We start from the raw sequence: 15961 nt of genomic DNA on the forward strand, positions 1-15961 counted from the left end.
AAGGAAGAGAAGAAGATAGATGGCGTCCCTACGGGGATTCGAACCCCGGTTACCGCCGTGAAAGGGCGATGTCCTAGGCCTCTAGACGATAGGGACGTTTAGAAGATGGCGGTATCTTATTGATCCGCCACCAGAGTGTCAAGCAGGTGAGGTGCGAGTTTGTTTAAAATATAGCAAAACAGTTCAGCGGTCTTCTGCGTATCATATAATGCAGAGTGAGCCTCTTTGCCATCAAACTCGATTCCGGCCTGAATACAGGATTTTGCCAGTACGGTCTGACCAAACATCACCGCACTTAAAGTCACTGTATCGAAGACAGAAAAACTATGAAACGGATTCTGGTTTTTGGTTCCGGTACGGGCAATCGCGGCCTGAAGAAAACCTAAATCGAAATGTGCATTGTGTCCGACTAAAACCGCATGGGTACAGTTTTGCTGGCGACGTACTTCATTCACAGATTTAAAAATACGCTTAAGCGCAGTTTTTTCATCTTCAGCCATGGCGATTCGCATCGGATTAGAGGGATCGATCCCAATAAACTCCAGCGAACGGCGGTCGAGGTTTGCCCCTTCGAAAGGATTGATATGTGCATGGTAGGCTTGACCTAGCACAAATTGACCATCTTCATTATAAACAATCGGAATGGCCGCAATTTCCAGCAATGCATCAGTCTGTGCATTAAAACCTGCAGTCTCGACATCGACAACTACAGGTAAGAATCCACGAAAACGTTGACCAATGATTGGGAGAGTTTCATTTGTCACACTTTTCTCCATTGAATGGTTTTACCCGCATACAGAGGGATAATCTGTTCACCATCCAGGTAGTTTAAACTTTCAGGAATCACTTGATCTTCTTTGATCAGGGTAATAGTGCTGGTATTACGTGGCAGACCATAGAAATCTGCGCCAAAGTGGCTGGCAAAACCTTCCAGGCGTTCAATTTTACCCACCTGATCAAATGCCTGAGCATACAGCTCAATGGCAGTCGGCGCACTATAACATCCTGCACAGCCACACGCATTTTCTTTTGCATTTTTTGAATGTGGCGCGCTGTCTGTTCCCAAGAAAAATTTAGGATTACCGCTGGTTGCGACTTCCAGCAAAGTTTGCTGATGCGTTTGACGCTTTAAAATTGGCAAGCAGTAGAAATGCGGCTTGATCCCACCGACCAGCATGTCATTTCGGTTAAACAATAAATGTTGCGGGGTAATGGTTGCAGCGACATTCCGGTCTTGCTCGAGCACAAAATTTGCAGCCTCACTGGTGGTAATGTGTTCGAGTACCAGTTTTAGCTTGGGAAACTGTCTGAGTAAGGGAGCCAGCACTTCATCCAGGAAGCGCTTTTCACGGTCAAAAATATCCACATGATTATGCGTTACTTCACCATGCAGTAATAAAGGCACCTGGTGTTCTTCAAGCTGTTCAATTACGCTGTAGACCTTGCTCATATCGCTCACACCGCTATCGGAGTTGGTGGTCGCACCTGCAGGATAGAGCTTGATGGCATTGACATGCTCAGATTCTTTAATCTTCTTAACTTCGCTTGCCGGGGTGTTGTCAGTGAAATACAGCACCATACGTGGGTCGAAATTTACCCCTTCAGGCACATGGGCCATAATGCGTTCACGATAGGCATTGGCTTCCTCCACGGTTTTAACGGGTGGTACCAGGTTTGGCATGCAAATGGCGCGAGAAAACTGTTTGGCTAAATCGGGAACGGTACGTTGAAGTGCTAAACCATCACGCAGGTGAACGTGCCAGTCATCTGGCTGGAGAATCGTAATCGTATTCAAGGCAAATTCAGTCGAACAAATAAAGTGAATGATAATCCATCTATAGCAAAAATGGTAACGAGAAAGCGCTACAAAATAAGGGATATCTATAATTTAATTTCAAAAAGTATGTTATTTTAGAATTACTAAAAAAATTACATAAATACTTGGCAATGGAATACAAGTACAGTCTAGCGAAATTACAAGATAATAAAGAAGACATAGAAAAATTGATCACACGGCAAAGTCAGCGTGTAGGTCCGGTCTTCCCTCAAAATCTGGAACAAGAATTCTGGACAAAAAATCTGGAACGTGCCCGTAAACATGTCGAAAAATATGTTTGGGGCGGAGTATTGGCTTATTTTATTTTTTTAGTGGTGATCATTCCTACAGATTACTGGATTATCAGCAAAGAACATTTCGTACATGATTTTGTGTTGTGCATGCTGGGTCTCATCAATGGCTGCATCGCATTAACCCTCTTTTATATGTTTTCCTGTTTACCCAAAATCAGGCGGTTTTTCCCGCAGGCATCAATGCTGCTGGTATTTTGGATGCTGGTTTCAATTTCGTGTATTACCATGTCGATTAAAACTCCAGCTTTACAGCATCAGTCGATGGCAATTGTCACCATTATTTATATTCTGGGATATGTTCTAACCGGTATCAAGCCTGTACAGATGCTGGTGACAGGACTGGCTGCAGCAGCTACCACGATTATTGCTTTATCAATCATGTCCATAGAATTTAGCCCCTTGGTTTTTGGGCGTATCCTGATTGGGAGTTGCTTGCTGGGTTATGTGATCAGTCATATGATTTTTGCACGTGAACGTGTGATTTTTCTCTATAGCATTCGTGCCAGAATCAGTGAGCAAATCCAGCGTATTCATACCACCGAATTATTACATTTAAGCCAGTATGATGAACTGACCAAGATTTCGAACCGACGGACCTTTGATGAGACACTGGAGGTCCATTTCGAACGTGCTCGCCGTGAGGAAACGGCTTTGGCGATTCTGTTTATTGATGTAGATTTCTTTAAAAATTACAATGATTTTTATGGACATCAGAAAGGTGATGACGTTATTTCAAGCATTGCTAAAACGATCAAGAATGCGATCCGGCATATGGACTTTGTCGCACGTTATGGTGGAGAAGAGTTTGTGGTCCTCTTGCCTGAAACAGATGCGCATGGTGCTTATGCAGTGGCATCAAATATCTTTAAAGCGATTGACCGGCTGGAAATTCCACATGAAAAATCCTCAGTTGCGAAACATATCACTATCAGTTTAGGTATTACTGTCTATCGTGGTGAGGATGATATTGATAAAGATGCATTGTTGGGAATCGCGGATCAGGCGCTATATCGTGCCAAGCAGCTTGGACGCAATCAGATCTATTATCAGTCCATTCGATCAGTCAATTCAGATATCGCAAATGGTTAGAAATTCTAAACATCTATAAGCATCACCAATAAAAAACCGCGCTCAAGGCGCGGTTTTTTTGCTAAAGACAAAACTTAGTTTTTGTCTTTCAGTTGTGGCACTGCAGATGCTGTACCGACTGCGAGTAAACCTGTCTCTGTATAAATGCCCAGTTTCGCGCGAGTATCTGTAATATCCAGGTTACGCATAGTTAACTGGCCGATACGATCCATCGGCGAGAACATGGAATCACCTTTCTCCATAGTCAAACGCTCAGCTTCATAAGTGAGGTTAGGAGATTCAGTATTCATAATGGTGTAGTCATTACCGCGACGAAGTTCAAGCGTCACTGTACCGGTAACTGCTTTAGCGACCCAGCGCTGTGCAGTTTCACGCAGCATCAGCGCTTGAGAATCGAACCAGCGACCTTGGTAAAGCAGACGACCTAAACGTAAACCGTTAATACGATATTGTTCGATGGTATCTTCGTTATGAATACCGGTCACAAGACGTTCATAAGCAATATGAAGAAGTGCCATACCCGGAGCTTCATAGATACCACGAGATTTCGCTTCGATAATACGGTTTTCGATCTGATCCGACATACCCAGACCATGACGGCCACCGATACGGTTTGCTTCAAGAATGAACTCAACTGGATCTTCGATACGTTGGCCATTGATGGCCACAGGGAAGCCTTCTTCAAAAGTAATGGATACTTCTTCAGGTTTGATTTCTACTTCTTCTTTCCAGAACGCAACGCCCATGATTGGCTCAACGATTTTGATGCCTGCATTCAGGTATTCAAGATCTTTGGCTTCATGAGTCGCGCCTAACATATTTGAATCTGTTGAGTATGCTTTCTCTTTTGACATTTTATAGTCAAAACCGTTGTCGATCAGGAACTGTGACATTTCTGCACGGCCGCCTAATTCGTCAATAAACGTCTGGTCTAACCAAGGCTTATAGATTTTAAGATTTGGGTTAGTCAACAAGCCATAACGATAGAAACGCTCAATGTCGTTACCTTTATAAGTAGAGCCGTCACCCCAGATGTTGACGTCATCTTCTTTCATGGCAGTAACCAGCATGGTGCCTGTAACTGCACGACCAAGCGGGGTCGTATTGAAGTAAGGAACACCACCAGTAGAAATGTGGAACGCGCCACATTGAATTGCTGCAATACCTTCTAATGCAAGCTGTAAACGGCAGTCGATTAAACGTGCTTTTACTGCGCCATAAGCTTCAGCTTTTTTTGGAATCGCATCGTAATCGTCTTCGTCTGGCTGACCCAAGTTAGCTGTGTAAGCATAAGGTTCAGCGCCTTTTTGTTTCATCCACAAAAGAGCAGCAGAAGTATCTAGACCACCAGAGAAGGCAATACCAACTTTTTTACCTACTGGGACATTCTGCAAGATAGTTGCATTATCAGACATTGTTCATCCTAATGATATGAAATAGGCACGCCAGAATTGGTGGCCTGAAAAAATACATATTGCATCAATTGTATCATTAATTTATTTAGGTTTGCTTTAGAAAAGAAAAACTCGTTTTAAAATCTCTATTCAATAGACTTAAATAATCATAAATCGCACAATTTTGACCAGAATCCTGCTAAAAAATTAAAAATTCGCTATATTCAGCGCATAAAGTTAAAAAATCAGATAAATGAGGAATAAAATCATGGCGTCTCCTATTCCACCATTACCTAACTTAAATCCAAAAACCAAGAATGAAACGCTGGCACTGTTGCATGGGATTTATGCCGGTTTGCTGGTTTTTAGTACGATTGCTTTTTTATATCTGGAATATCAGCAATCCGCGATTTCCATGCTGAGTCTGGGAATGATCCTACTAATTTTGTTGATACTGATTGTTTTAAATATACAGGCCTGTCTCAAGGTGAAGCAGGGGAATGGTTCAGGGCGGACATTATCCAGAGTGATGGCAATCCTCATGCTGTTCAGTTTTCCGATTGGGACAGTATTGGGTGCGATTGCATTATGGAAATCCAGTGCAAGGCAATGGCAGCAATAATTTAATTGCGAAGGTTCGATATAAATATGCCACCAATTGGTATTTGTGCCTGAGAATGCAGACCTGATAGTCATAAAAAGCCCCTAAAAATCAGTTAAAGTACCTTTATGAGATTTAAGCTATTAGCCAAATAAAAATCAGGGATATGTTATGACTACGACGCGCTATGCCAATATTTTAAAACCACTTCATCTGGGTTTCACCACCATTAAAAACCGGGTGGTAATGGGATCGATGCATACTGGTCTGGAAGATCGTTTTTATAATTATCCTAAACTGGCAGCTTATTTTGGCGAACGTGCAAAGGGTGGTGTGGGTCTGCTGATTACAGGTGGAATATCGCCAAACCGTCAAGGCTGGTTGTTGCCGGCGGGCGGTACCATGAATACCTTGGGCGATATTGCACCTCACCGCTTGGTGACGCATGCAGTTCATAAGCATGGCGCCAAAATTCTTTTACAGATTCTGCATGCCGGACGTTATGGCTATCAGCCTTTTGTGGTTTCGGCCAGCCCGATCAAATCACCAATTTCTCCTTTTAAACCGCGTGAAATGTCAGATAAACAGATCCTGAATACCATTCAGGATTATGTGAAAACTGCCAGTATTGCCAAAAAAGCCGGCTATGATGGCGTGGAAATCATGGGTTCTGAAGGCTATTTGCTGAATCAGTTTTTAAGTCGTCATGTCAATCAGCGTACTGACCGTTGGGGCGGCCCGATTGAAAACCGGATGCGTTTTGCCGTAGAAATTGTTAAAGCGATTCGCGCTGAAATTGGTGAGAAATTTATTATCTGTTTCCGTTTGTCGCTTCTCGATTTGGTGCATGATGGCAATACTATGCAGGAAGTGATTACCGTAGCTAAAGCATTGGAAAAGGCCGGAATTACTTTACTTAATACCGGTATTGGCTGGCATGAAGCGCGTATTCCGACTATTGTCACTTCTGTGCCGCGAGCAGCTTTTGTCGATTACACCGCTGAAGTCAAAAAACATGTTTCGGTGCCAGTGATTGCGTCTAACCGCATCAATATGCCAGACACTGCCGAAGCGATTCTGGCTTCCGGTCAGGCAGATATGGTACAGATGGCACGTCCACTTTTGGCAGATGCGTTCTGGGTCAATAAAACTGCAACCAATCGCGTTGATGAAATCAATACCTGTATTGCCTGTAATCAGGCCTGTCTGGATCATACCTTTAAAAACCAGCGGGCAACCTGTCTGGTCAATCCACGTGCCGGTTATGAAACCGAACTGGTCTATGTCAAAACCAAAAAACCAAAAAGTATTGCAGTGATTGGCGGAGGAGTTGCGGGTTTATCAGCAGCCACAGTCGCTGCCAGCCGTGGCCATGATGTGACGCTATTTGAAGCCAGTCACGAAGTAGGCGGGCAGTTTAACCTGGCTAAAGTGATTCCGGGGAAAGAGGAATTTCACGAAACAATTCGCTATTTTAAGGTGCAACTGGAAAAAACCGGAGTAGATGTACGTTTAAATACGCGGGTAAACCGCGAGCAGTTGGAGCGTGAAGGTTTTGATGAAGTGATTGTGGCTACAGGTGTCGTGCCACGTGCCTTGAATATCGAAGGCAGTCAGGCACCACAAGTCTTGTCTTATGCAGAAGTGTTACGTGGCGCACCTGTCGGTGATCGTGTTGCGGTCATTGGTGCTGGCGGGATCGGTTTTGATGTGTCCGAGTTTTTATTAAAGCCACCGCATCAAATACAGCCGCAACCTGTAGATGAATGGAAGCGAGAGTGGGGTGTTGATGCACATCCAGATTATGTGACTGAAGGTGGGTTACAGCGAGCTGAAATAGAACCTCCGGTACGGGAAATTTATCTGTTGCAGCGTAAAAAAACACCACTTGGTGCAGGACTGGGCAAGACTTCAGGCTGGGTACATCGTGCCCAGTTAAAAAAACATGCAGTACGTATGTTGCGCGGTGTGCAATATAAATCTGTTACCGATGAAGGTTTATGGATTGAGGTCGATGGTCATGCTCAATTATTACGTGTGGATAGCATTGTGGTATGTGCAGGCCAAGAATCGGTGAAGGATCTGATGCCGCTTAACGGGGAAAATACCTTGGTGCAGTATCATATTATTGGCGGTGCAAAACTGGCAGCTGAACTGGATGCCAAGCGTGCTATTCGTGAAGGAGCGGAATTGGCAGCAAAATTGTAGCGATTTGATGAAACTATATGCAGTTGATTGCATTCACTGTAATTTTCACTTGTCAGTCGGATAAAAGCTCCGTATTATTGCGCACATGGAAGCGTGGCAGAGCGGTTTAATGCACCGGTCTTGAAAACCGACGAGGGTGTGAGTCCTCCGTGAGTTCGAATCTCACCGCTTCCGCCAGATTTTAAAACCCCAGTCGAAAGATTGGGGTTTTTTATTACTTTAAAATTTTAATAGCATGCTGGAAAATAAACGGGGTTCGAAGAAAACCACCATTTAAAAAGTCAATAATTTATAAATAGATATTATTCAAGCACGTACTTCAATCTTGATCAGCGCTAAAGCAATTCTTTCTACATGTTGGTAAGCCGGCTGCTCTAGCTCTTCACCAAAGATATCCGGGTCAATTTCTTCATAGGACCAGATTATATTTTGATGCTGTTTCATCAAATCTTTAAGATGCTGCAAAAATAGATTGCCCTGCTCATTCACGGTCACACCTGTATAGAGAAATAAACGTCCGCCAGAATTCAGCCGTTGTAAACCTTCTTTTATAATCCTGAATGATAAATCACCGCCATCCAGTTTATTACCGCCATGCCGGTATTGACGTTGATCCGGATCAATCAAATACGGCGGATTAGCAAAAATTAGGTCAAAATTCCCCTCAAGATTAGAAAATAAATTACTTTGAACCGGATGAATATGGTTTAAGCCGGCAAAACTGATATTAATCTGGCTATAGAGCAAGGCTTTGGGATTCAGATCAGCAACCATAATTTCATTAACATCTGGAAAATGTCTGGCGAGGCTGATCGCAGCTGCTGAAGTGCCACAACATATTTCTACGGCCTGTTTAAAAGGACGAGGCTGAGTGGCTAGATATTGCTTAAGATGATAGACAAAGCGATAAGTATCCGGGCCAAAAAATACTGCATCCTGCTGAGTGGTGGGAAAAACAGAATGAATAAAGAGTTCATTATCAAGTGAAGAAACCCGAACCTGACTCAAGTATTGGCCTTGCTGTAGCTGTAGAAGTTGATGTTCTTGCAATAATTCAAACAGGACGGGATCAAGATCAGTTTTCTTGAAACCTAGATTCCAGCCAAAGATATCCTGAAGGGTTCTGTGCTTATAAATTTCATTCTTTTTTCGGTCCAGAATTCGCTGATGTGAAAGCGGGGTAATGGTTGTAAAGTGATAATCTTGTTCTTTTAAAAAGGCTAATAAATAAAGCAAAGCTTGTTGTTGGCTGTTTTGAATCTCTAAAATCTGGTTCATACCGATATGCTCTTCTATTTATTTAACCTAAATGAAAAGGCCAATTCACTTTATGCCTATAAAAGACAACATCAAACTAGTCATGAATGATCAACGCTATACAGCGTTTGATTTCCTGGAAATGGATCAGTTTATATTCACCTAAATAGTGCTGGGGTTAGGTAAAAATGTGATGAGAATTGGTTGGATTTGTATAAGTAGTAGGCATAATTTTCTTAGTGAGGAAATCTTATAATGATTCTGCGAACTTATACTTCTTATTCATTATTCTATGGATAAAAAAGGCTATTCATCAAAATGATCAATAGCCTTTGTAGAGGGAGCCTTATTAAAAGCTTAGTTTGGTACTTCAGGTAAGTCAAACCAGATGACTTGCGCATCTTCACTTGCTTTAATTTCGGAGTCCTCCAGAAAAGCAATTGCGCCACCCGCCTTAACTGTATGTTCTGCAATCTCGACAGTACCAGAAACCACATGTACATAATTAATATGCTGGGTTGCTTTGACTTCCAGGCTCTGGCCTTGCTGAATTACCGCAGTTTTGACTTCGGCATTCTGACGAATATGCATCGGTGCATTGTCATTTGGACCACAAATCAAATGCCACTGGTTGGGTTGCTCATGGGGATCAAGACGAATTTGCTGATAATTCGGTTTGGCATTACGTTCATTGGGAATAATCCAGATCTGTAACAGATGGACCTGTTCATCACCCTGGTTCATTTCACTATGTCGTACACCTGTTCCGGCGCTCATGAGTTGCCATTCACCCGCAGAGATTCCGCCATGATTGCCCATGCTGTCCTGATGGGTAATGGTTCCTTTTAGCACGCAGGTCAGGATTTCCATATTGTCATGCGGATGTGTGCCAAAACCCTGATGACCATCGATCAGATCATCATTAATCACGCGTAAGGCACTGACTCCCATGTAGTTCGGGTTATACCAGTTACCAAATGAGAAGCTGTGTTTAGACTCCAGCCAGCCCATTTTTACATGACCACGATTTTCACTCGGATGTAGAAAAGCTTTCATGATTTAATCTCGATATTATTTTAAACTTGAGATCATCATACTGTCGTTTTAAAACTGAAAAAATCTCAAATAGGCGACAGATCATTGCATTTTTGCAACGACACAGCTCAAAGCAAAAACTCAGGAATAAAAAAGCCCGCTCAAAAGCAGGCTATTCTATTTTAACCGGTAGAGCGGTCATTATTCTAGGAAACGGACCGTCACACCAGATTTCACTTTACGGCCTAAGTCATTGGCATCCCAGTTGGTTAGACGGATACAGCCATGCGATGCAGTTTTAGAAATTGCAGACGGGTTTGGCGTACCGTGAATACCAAAGGATTTTTTACTTAAACCAATCCAGATATTGCCGACCGGACCATTTGGACCAGGTGGTAAAGATAACGGTTTCTTGTTATTGCCCTGAACAAAGTTGCTTGGTGAGTAGCTATACCATGGGTTTGGAGCTACTCCAGTCACTTTATAAGTACCGGTAGGAGATGGAGTGTCCGAACTACCAATAGTGGCAGGGAAAGAGCCGATCATCTGGTTACGGTTATTAAATAAATATAACTGTTTGGCACCTTTATGCGCCACAATTAAATGGATGTCTTCAGGAACTTCGTTACGGATATTGGCAACAATCAGTTTTTCCCCGGCTTTTTTAAAGGTCGCTTTCGGATTTAACTTTTTCAAAAAGTCTTCATCCATATGGAACTTTTCGCCCAACATTTCAGATACACGGGTGTAATACAGGCCTTTCATTTTAGCCTGCAAGGCGTAATCATGCGGAATAGACTGGGCATATGGACCTTTCAGGTCATCCTCAGTGATGGTGTATTCAACAAAGGCAGGTTTAGAGCCCTGTTTTGCTACCAGCGCATCCCAGGTTTCTTTAGTCAGTGTGCCAGTAGGCTTGATGCCGTTCATTTGCTGGAAAGAAGCAATCGCTTTCAGCGTATTTTTACCGCTGGTACCATCAATTGCACCTGGAGAAGCATGTGCATTATTCAGCATGACATGAGCACGTGCATAGACAGGAAATTGACCTTTACCGATATTTTCATACCATTCCGCATTATTAAGACCGTCTAAGGTCCAGGAAGCTTTGGCTGCAGCCGAGCTGGCTGGAGTTTTACTGGTTGGAGCGGCGCCAATATCAGCAGTCTGGTCTTCAGTATTTTGTAGTACATTCAGAGCGTCAGAAGCTTTCTTCAGGTCTTGTTGTTCTTGGGCAGTAATTCTGGTTTCAGCCTGGGCTGCCGAAGCTTCAGTCGCCAAAGGATCAATCGGATCCTGTACTGAAACATCAGTTACTACTTGGGGGTTTAATGGTTGTTCAGCAGTAGACGCAGCGAAAACAGTACCTGCGAAAATGCAACCTAGACTCACAGCGAGCATTGTGCGAACGAACATGTAACTCAACCTTAAAATATTTCTTAACTATGTGAAAAAACACTATAAGTATTACAGAAAAAATGTGGAGATGCAGTAGTTGTTTTGTGTAATTGATCACATTTGATCACGACATATGATCGGTTTTAAAAGTCGGCAGAAGTTATTAAAACTGTAGCCTTTTTGCTATGATGTCGGCAATGTCAAAGAAAGATGGGAATGTGAATGACGACCTTAAAAAATGATCGTTTTCTGCGCGCACTGTTGCGTGAGCCTGTAGATGCTACACCCGTATGGATGATGCGTCAGGCTGGCCGTTATTTACCAGAATATCGTGAAACACGTGCCAAAGCTGGAGATTTCCTGTCTCTTTGCAAAAATACAGAATTTGCCTGTGAAGTGACCTTACAGCCTTTGCGCCGTTATGATCTGGATGCTGCGATTTTATTCTCAGATATCTTGACGGTTCCGGACGCTCTGGGATTGGGACTGTATTTTGAAGCCGGGGAGGGTCCTAAGTTTCATAAAACTGTACGTACCGAGCAGGATGTCGCAAACCTGCCTGCATTTAATGCCAAGTCCGATCTCGACTATGTGATGAATGCAGTTTCGACCATTCGTTCAGCCTTGGGTGGTCAGGTGCCTCTGATTGGTTTCTCGGGAAGCCCTTGGACTTTAGCGACATATATGGTCGAAGGCGGTTCAAGCAAAGATTTCCGGTTTACCAAACAGATGATGTATGCGCAGCCTGAAGTTTTGCATGCTTTACTGGACCGTCTGGCTGATGCAGTCACTGAGTATTTGAATGCGCAGATTGATGCGGGTGCGCAAGCGGTACAGATCTTTGATAGTTGGGGTGGGGCATTAGCACATCGTGAGTATATCGAGTTCTCGCTGAACTATATGCAGAAGATTGTCGCTGGCCTGCAACGTGAGAAAGACGGTCGCAAGATTCCGGTGATTCTGTTTACCAAAGGTGGTGGTCAGTGGCTGGAACCGATGGTTACCACAGGTGCAGATGCATTTGGACTGGACTGGACGACACCATTGAATGTTGCTCGTCAGACCATTGCTGGACGTGCAGCACTTCAGGGTAATCTGGATCCTGCCACTTTATATGGTTCATCAGAAACCATCATGAAAGCGACCAAAGCCATGCTGGACGATGCCTATGCCAATGGGGAAAAAACCGGTTATGTCGCCAATCTGGGGCATGGTATTACCCAATGGGTCGATCCGGCCAAGCCTAAGGTATTTATTGATACCGTACATGAGTACAGTGCTAAATATTTTTAGGATGTGAACTTTGATTGACCTACTTAAATCAGGGTTTGAATTTACCTATAAGGCAGCTTCGGCTGCCTTATTTGGGATTTTACTCCTGCTGGCTTTTGCGCTGACCGCTTCTATGGGCAGTGATCGTTTTTTTGGTTTTTACCGCTATGACTATTTACTGTTTTTTGCCCTGATCATTCAGGTATTGCTGCTCTATACCAAACTTGAATCCTGGGCTGAAGCTAAAGTCATTGCCCTGTTTCATCTCATGGCTATGGTCATGGAAATTTTTCTGACCCATCCAGCAATTGCATCCTGGCATTACCCTCAACCTGCAGTCTTTAAAATTATGACTGTGCCTTTATTTGCCGGTTTTATGTATTCTGCGGTTGGCAGTTTTTTTGCCCGTTCTTTGCGCTTATATCAGGTGTCATTCGAAAAGTTACCGCGTTTTAGTCATATGCTGGCTCTGGCAGTCTTGTCTTATATCAACTTTATGAGCAAGTTTTTTATTCCCGACTATCGGGTGATTTTATTTGTCTGGAGCGTGGTCATGTTCTGGAAAACCAAAATCCGCTTTCAGCTGAATCAGCATGCTTTTCAGTTGCCGATGCTACCAGTCCTGCTGATTCTGGCATTTGTTATCTGGATTGCCGAGAATATCAGCACCTTTTACCAGATCTGGCTCTATCCAAGCCAGGTAGAAAAATGGCATATGGTGGGATGGGGCAAACTCGGGTCCTGGTATCTGTTGTTATTGCTGAGTCTGGTGTTGGTATTGAAAATCTTGGGACAGCGTAATTCGCAAGGCAATTGGACGCTCAAAGCGCAGTAAAATTATTCAGGTTATGTTTATGTAAAGCATGTATTTTTTCGATTGCGCCAAACTTGACTTATCGCTACTCTGCTCAGTATGTAATTTAAATTACATAATTAGAGTAATAACAAAGATTGCATGAGAATAATCGGAGAATAAATATGTTGAAAAAAATTATGCTCGCTGTGGTTTTGGCAACGGGTTCTGGTATGGCGATGGCGGATAACGATGTCGGTTGTGGTATCGGTAGTCAGGTCTGGGCGGGCCAGTCAGGCATTATTCCTAAGCTACTTGCAGGTACGACTAACGTTCTGTTTACGAATCAGTGGCTCGGGATTACTTTTGGTACTCTAGGATGTAGTCAAGGTGGTACTGTAACTGCTCAAGTGGTGACCTTTACCAATGAAAATGCTGAAGCACTGGCACGTGATATGGCGGTTGGCGAAGGTGAAAGCTTGAATGTACTGGCAGAACTACTTAATATCAAGTCTGAAGATAAAGCACGTTTCTTTAGCGTTTCCAAGCAAAATTTTTCTGAAATCTATTCTGCGCACAACCAGAATACCTTACAGGTTTTAAACACCTTACAAACCGTGATGGCCAAAGATGAAGTCTTAAAAGCTTACATCTGATCCACACCATAAAAACCCTGCTGTTCTGGCAGGGTTTTCTTATGATTAAAAGAAATTGATGAGAATAAGTTAACTGAATGAAATATGCGTTCTTTGTGCTGGGCCTCACATTCAGCCCTTTAAGTTTTTCCAGTGAAATTAATTCAGACATCCAGCATTATCTGGTTCAGGCCGAAACACAGCATCTGGACCAAAGCACTACCTGGCAACGTCTGATGTATGCCAATCCCAAAGGTCATAGCGAAGTAAGCTACTCAGGATATTTTCTGGCAGAACAGGGAAAAACCGATTTAAAAAAGGAAATGCAATATAACATTCAGGCTTTATTTTTGAGCGCAGAACCGAATCAGTCCGTGCGCTGTAAGTTTCCGGCACGAAGCAGCTGGTTAATGCAGCAACTGGATATTTCTGAACAGCAATTACCTGCGGTCAGCTGTCCGGATTTGGAGAAATGGCTAGGCGAAGTCAAGCCTTATCAGGCAACCCTGATTTATGCCACTGATTTTATGGGCAATCCCAGCTCCATGTTTGGCCATACCTTGTTACGTCTGGACCCTAAAGATCAGCAACAACTTAATCTGATTTCTTATGCCGTCAACTATGCTGCAACGGTTAATAGTAATGATAACTGGTCCTTTGCCTGGAAAGGACTAACCGGACAATATCCGGGTGAATATTCACTGATGCCGTATTACCGCAAGGTCAAAGAGTATGGTGACTTCGAAAGCCGGGATTTATGGGAATACGAATTAAATTTAAGTCCGCAAGAAACCAGATTTCTGGTACAGCATCTTTGGGAAATGCAAAATGTAAGTTTCCCTTATTATTTTATCAACGATAATTGCTCCTATCGTTTACTCGGGCTGTTTGATCTGGTTCGTCCCGAGTTAAATCTACAGAAACAGTTTAATTCGACTGCAATTCCGATTGAAACGCTGAAAGTCGTAGAACTGCAGGGCTTGGTTAGGCAGAAAGTTTATCGTCCGGCGCTTGAGACTCAATTGCTGGCTCAGTCCAGACAGCATGGCAAAGCGCTGGCAAAAAGTGCACATCAGTTAGCTTATGCAGAAGCAGATACAATGCCTTCAATCTTGCAAGATTATCCCGCAGAGAATCAGGCCAAAATTCTGGAAATGGCCTATGATCATTTATATCTGGATTTCCTCCGGCAGAAAGTCGATGAATCATTTTCCCAGCCACGTTTCCGCAAGCTATTGGGTTTAAGAAGTCAGCTGAATGTCGAGAAACAGCGTAAAGCGCCGGAACGTCCAAAAATAGATCCGGTACAAAGCCATCATGCACGCAATATCAGTATTCAGGCCGGACAGGTTCAGGGTGAATCTTTTGTCCAGCTTGGCCATCGGCAGGCCTATCACGATCTCGTCGACCCGCAAGGCGGTTTTCGAACCGGCACACAACTGCTGTTTCTAGATGGGGCTTTGCAATATCGTGACAGTGAACTCAAACTGGACCATCTGGATCTATTGACTGTCAACTCCTATAACCCGGTCAATCCGTTTAATACACCCTTATCTTGGGGTTTTAATCTGGGTTGGCAACAGGAAGCACTGGATGCGCATGGCCGATTTAGTGAAAATGAACAACATGGCGTTGCCAGCTTAAAAACTCAGGTTGGCTATAGCTGGGCAAATGCCAGCCGTGAACATCTATGTTATGCGCAACTGCAAACTCAGCTACAGGTAGGCAAAGCACTCGAACAGGGCTGGCGCGTAGGTGCTGGTCCCACCGTGGGTTGTCAGAATATCTGGAGCGATCAGATGAACAGTCTGGTACAGGTAGAGCTGCCGTATTGGGAGGATTCGCATCACTGGCACCTGAAATTGAATACCCAGCTCCAATATGCGTTCAATCCACAACATGCGCTTCGGCTGTCTTGGGCGTATCAGCAACAGCAATCCAAAGACTGGGATCAATGGAGCCTTGGCTTGATACGGTATTTTTAGAATGGGTTAAAATAGATTTAAACTATTCATCAATCCTTGGTTCTCCATAAGGCTGTCTTTCCGCTTGCCCTTATCTTGTATAGAGAGTGGGTTGGTTTAATACAAATAATCTGATCAATATTTTAGGAAAAATACCTGATATTTGTTATATTTGTCACATAATG

Annotated in this window: 13 protein-coding genes and 2 tRNA genes; 8 read left to right on the forward strand and 7 right to left on the reverse strand. The window is 43.4% G+C overall.

Going from position 1 to position 15961, the window contains the following annotated elements:
- Positions 1–20: 20 nt before the first annotated feature.
- The 3 genes from VXQ92_RS00805 to pyrC form a co-directional block, all read right to left on the reverse strand.
- Positions 21–96: transfer RNA gene (locus VXQ92_RS00805), tRNA-Glu, on the reverse strand.
- Between the two features lie 20 nt (positions 97–116).
- Entirely contained in the window at positions 117–776 is a 660-nt protein-coding gene (gene rnt / locus VXQ92_RS00810) for a ribonuclease T (RefSeq protein WP_416679925.1), read from the reverse strand.
- A complete protein-coding gene (gene pyrC, locus VXQ92_RS00815; RefSeq protein WP_416679926.1) occupies positions 761–1795 on the reverse strand; it encodes a dihydroorotase in 1035 nt (344 codons plus the stop codon). Before pyrC ends, rnt begins: the two co-directional genes overlap by 16 nt.
- Positions 1796–1947: 152 nt before the next feature.
- Here pyrC and VXQ92_RS00820 point away from each other — a divergent pair, with 152 nt between their 5' ends.
- A complete protein-coding gene (locus tag VXQ92_RS00820) occupies positions 1948–3219 on the forward strand; it encodes a GGDEF domain-containing protein (protein WP_191730461.1) in 1272 nt (423 codons plus the stop codon).
- A gap of 74 nt (positions 3220–3293) precedes the next feature.
- Here VXQ92_RS00820 and argG read toward each other — a convergent pair whose 3' ends face one another.
- A complete protein-coding gene (gene argG, locus VXQ92_RS00825; RefSeq protein ID WP_416679927.1) occupies positions 3294–4634 on the reverse strand; it encodes an argininosuccinate synthase in 1341 nt (446 codons plus the stop codon).
- 247 nt (positions 4635–4881) lie between these two features.
- On the opposite strand from argG, the gene VXQ92_RS00830 reads away from it, so the two are divergent.
- The 3 genes from VXQ92_RS00830 (at position 4882) to VXQ92_RS00840 (ending at position 7599) form a co-directional block, all read left to right on the forward strand.
- Complete coding sequence (locus VXQ92_RS00830) at positions 4882–5235, forward strand: hypothetical protein (RefSeq protein ID WP_416679928.1); 354 nt, start codon at positions 4882–4884, stop codon at positions 5233–5235.
- 150 nt (positions 5236–5385) lie between these two features.
- Entirely contained in the window at positions 5386–7422 is a 2037-nt protein-coding gene (locus tag VXQ92_RS00835) for an FAD-dependent oxidoreductase (RefSeq protein WP_416679929.1), read from the forward strand.
- An 87-nt stretch (positions 7423–7509) separates the two neighbouring features.
- A tRNA-Ser gene (locus tag VXQ92_RS00840) sits at positions 7510–7599 on the forward strand.
- Positions 7600–7728: 129 nt separating this feature from the next.
- On the opposite strand, the gene VXQ92_RS00845 is transcribed toward VXQ92_RS00840, so the two are convergent.
- The 3 genes from VXQ92_RS00845 to VXQ92_RS00855 form a co-directional block, all read right to left on the reverse strand.
- The gene (locus VXQ92_RS00845) at positions 7729–8700 is read right to left on the reverse strand and encodes a methyltransferase (RefSeq protein ID WP_416679931.1); all 972 of its coding nucleotides are present in this window, start codon (positions 8698–8700) and stop codon (positions 7729–7731) included.
- Positions 8701–9036: 336 nt separating this feature from the next.
- Positions 9037–9735, reverse strand: coding sequence for a pirin family protein (locus VXQ92_RS00850; RefSeq protein ID WP_416679932.1), 699 nt, complete (start codon positions 9733–9735; stop codon positions 9037–9039).
- A gap of 180 nt (positions 9736–9915) precedes the next feature.
- Positions 9916–11130, reverse strand: a complete 1215-nt coding sequence (locus tag VXQ92_RS00855) for a L,D-transpeptidase family protein (protein ID WP_064095546.1) — start codon at positions 11128–11130, stop codon at positions 9916–9918.
- A 204-nt stretch (positions 11131–11334) separates the two neighbouring features.
- On the opposite strand from VXQ92_RS00855, the gene hemE reads away from it, so the two are divergent.
- From hemE to VXQ92_RS00875, 4 genes are all read left to right on the forward strand, one after another.
- Positions 11335–12405: a uroporphyrinogen decarboxylase gene (hemE, locus tag VXQ92_RS00860; RefSeq protein ID WP_064095545.1), complete on the forward strand. Its 1071-nt coding sequence runs from the start codon at positions 11335–11337 to the stop codon at positions 12403–12405.
- A 10-nt stretch (positions 12406–12415) separates the two neighbouring features.
- The gene (locus tag VXQ92_RS00865) at positions 12416–13219 is read left to right on the forward strand and encodes a DUF817 family protein (protein WP_416679933.1); all 804 of its coding nucleotides are present in this window, start codon (positions 12416–12418) and stop codon (positions 13217–13219) included.
- Positions 13220–13362: 143 nt separating this feature from the next.
- Positions 13363–13833: a DUF3015 family protein gene (locus VXQ92_RS00870; protein ID WP_064095543.1), complete on the forward strand. Its 471-nt coding sequence runs from the start codon at positions 13363–13365 to the stop codon at positions 13831–13833.
- A 77-nt stretch (positions 13834–13910) separates the two neighbouring features.
- Positions 13911–15797: a DUF4105 domain-containing protein gene (locus tag VXQ92_RS00875; protein ID WP_416679934.1), complete on the forward strand. Its 1887-nt coding sequence runs from the start codon at positions 13911–13913 to the stop codon at positions 15795–15797.
- The last annotated feature ends 164 nt before the right edge of the window (positions 15798–15961 follow it).

The sequence above is a fragment of the Acinetobacter sp. 228 genome (genome assembly GCF_048147885.1).

Bases quoted from the DNA above. Each gene is read 5' to 3' on its own strand.
- hemE (WP_064095545.1), top strand. From the start codon at position 11,335: ATGACGACCTTAAAAAATGATCGTTTTCTGCGCGCACTGTTGCGTGAG.
- VXQ92_RS00870 (WP_064095543.1), top strand. From the start codon at position 13,363: ATGTTGAAAAAAATTATGCTCGCTGTGGTTTTGGCAACGGGTTCTGGT.
- VXQ92_RS00820 (WP_191730461.1), top strand. From the start codon at position 1,948: ATGGAATACAAGTACAGTCTAGCGAAATTACAAGATAATAAAGAAGAC.
- VXQ92_RS00875 (WP_416679934.1), top strand. From the start codon at position 13,911: ATGAAATATGCGTTCTTTGTGCTGGGCCTCACATTCAGCCCTTTAAGT.
- VXQ92_RS00835 (WP_416679929.1), top strand. From the start codon at position 5,386: ATGACTACGACGCGCTATGCCAATATTTTAAAACCACTTCATCTGGGT.
- argG (WP_416679927.1), bottom strand. From the start codon at position 4,634: ATGTCTGATAATGCAACTATCTTGCAGAATGTCCCAGTAGGTAAAAAA.
- VXQ92_RS00855 (WP_064095546.1), bottom strand. From the start codon at position 11,130: ATGTTCGTTCGCACAATGCTCGCTGTGAGTCTAGGTTGCATTTTCGCA.
- VXQ92_RS00845 (WP_416679931.1), bottom strand. From the start codon at position 8,700: ATGAACCAGATTTTAGAGATTCAAAACAGCCAACAACAAGCTTTGCTT.
- VXQ92_RS00830 (WP_416679928.1), top strand. From the start codon at position 4,882: ATGGCGTCTCCTATTCCACCATTACCTAACTTAAATCCAAAAACCAAG.
- VXQ92_RS00850 (WP_416679932.1), bottom strand. From the start codon at position 9,735: ATGAAAGCTTTTCTACATCCGAGTGAAAATCGTGGTCATGTAAAAATG.
- rnt (WP_416679925.1), bottom strand. From the start codon at position 776: ATGGAGAAAAGTGTGACAAATGAAACTCTCCCAATCATTGGTCAACGT.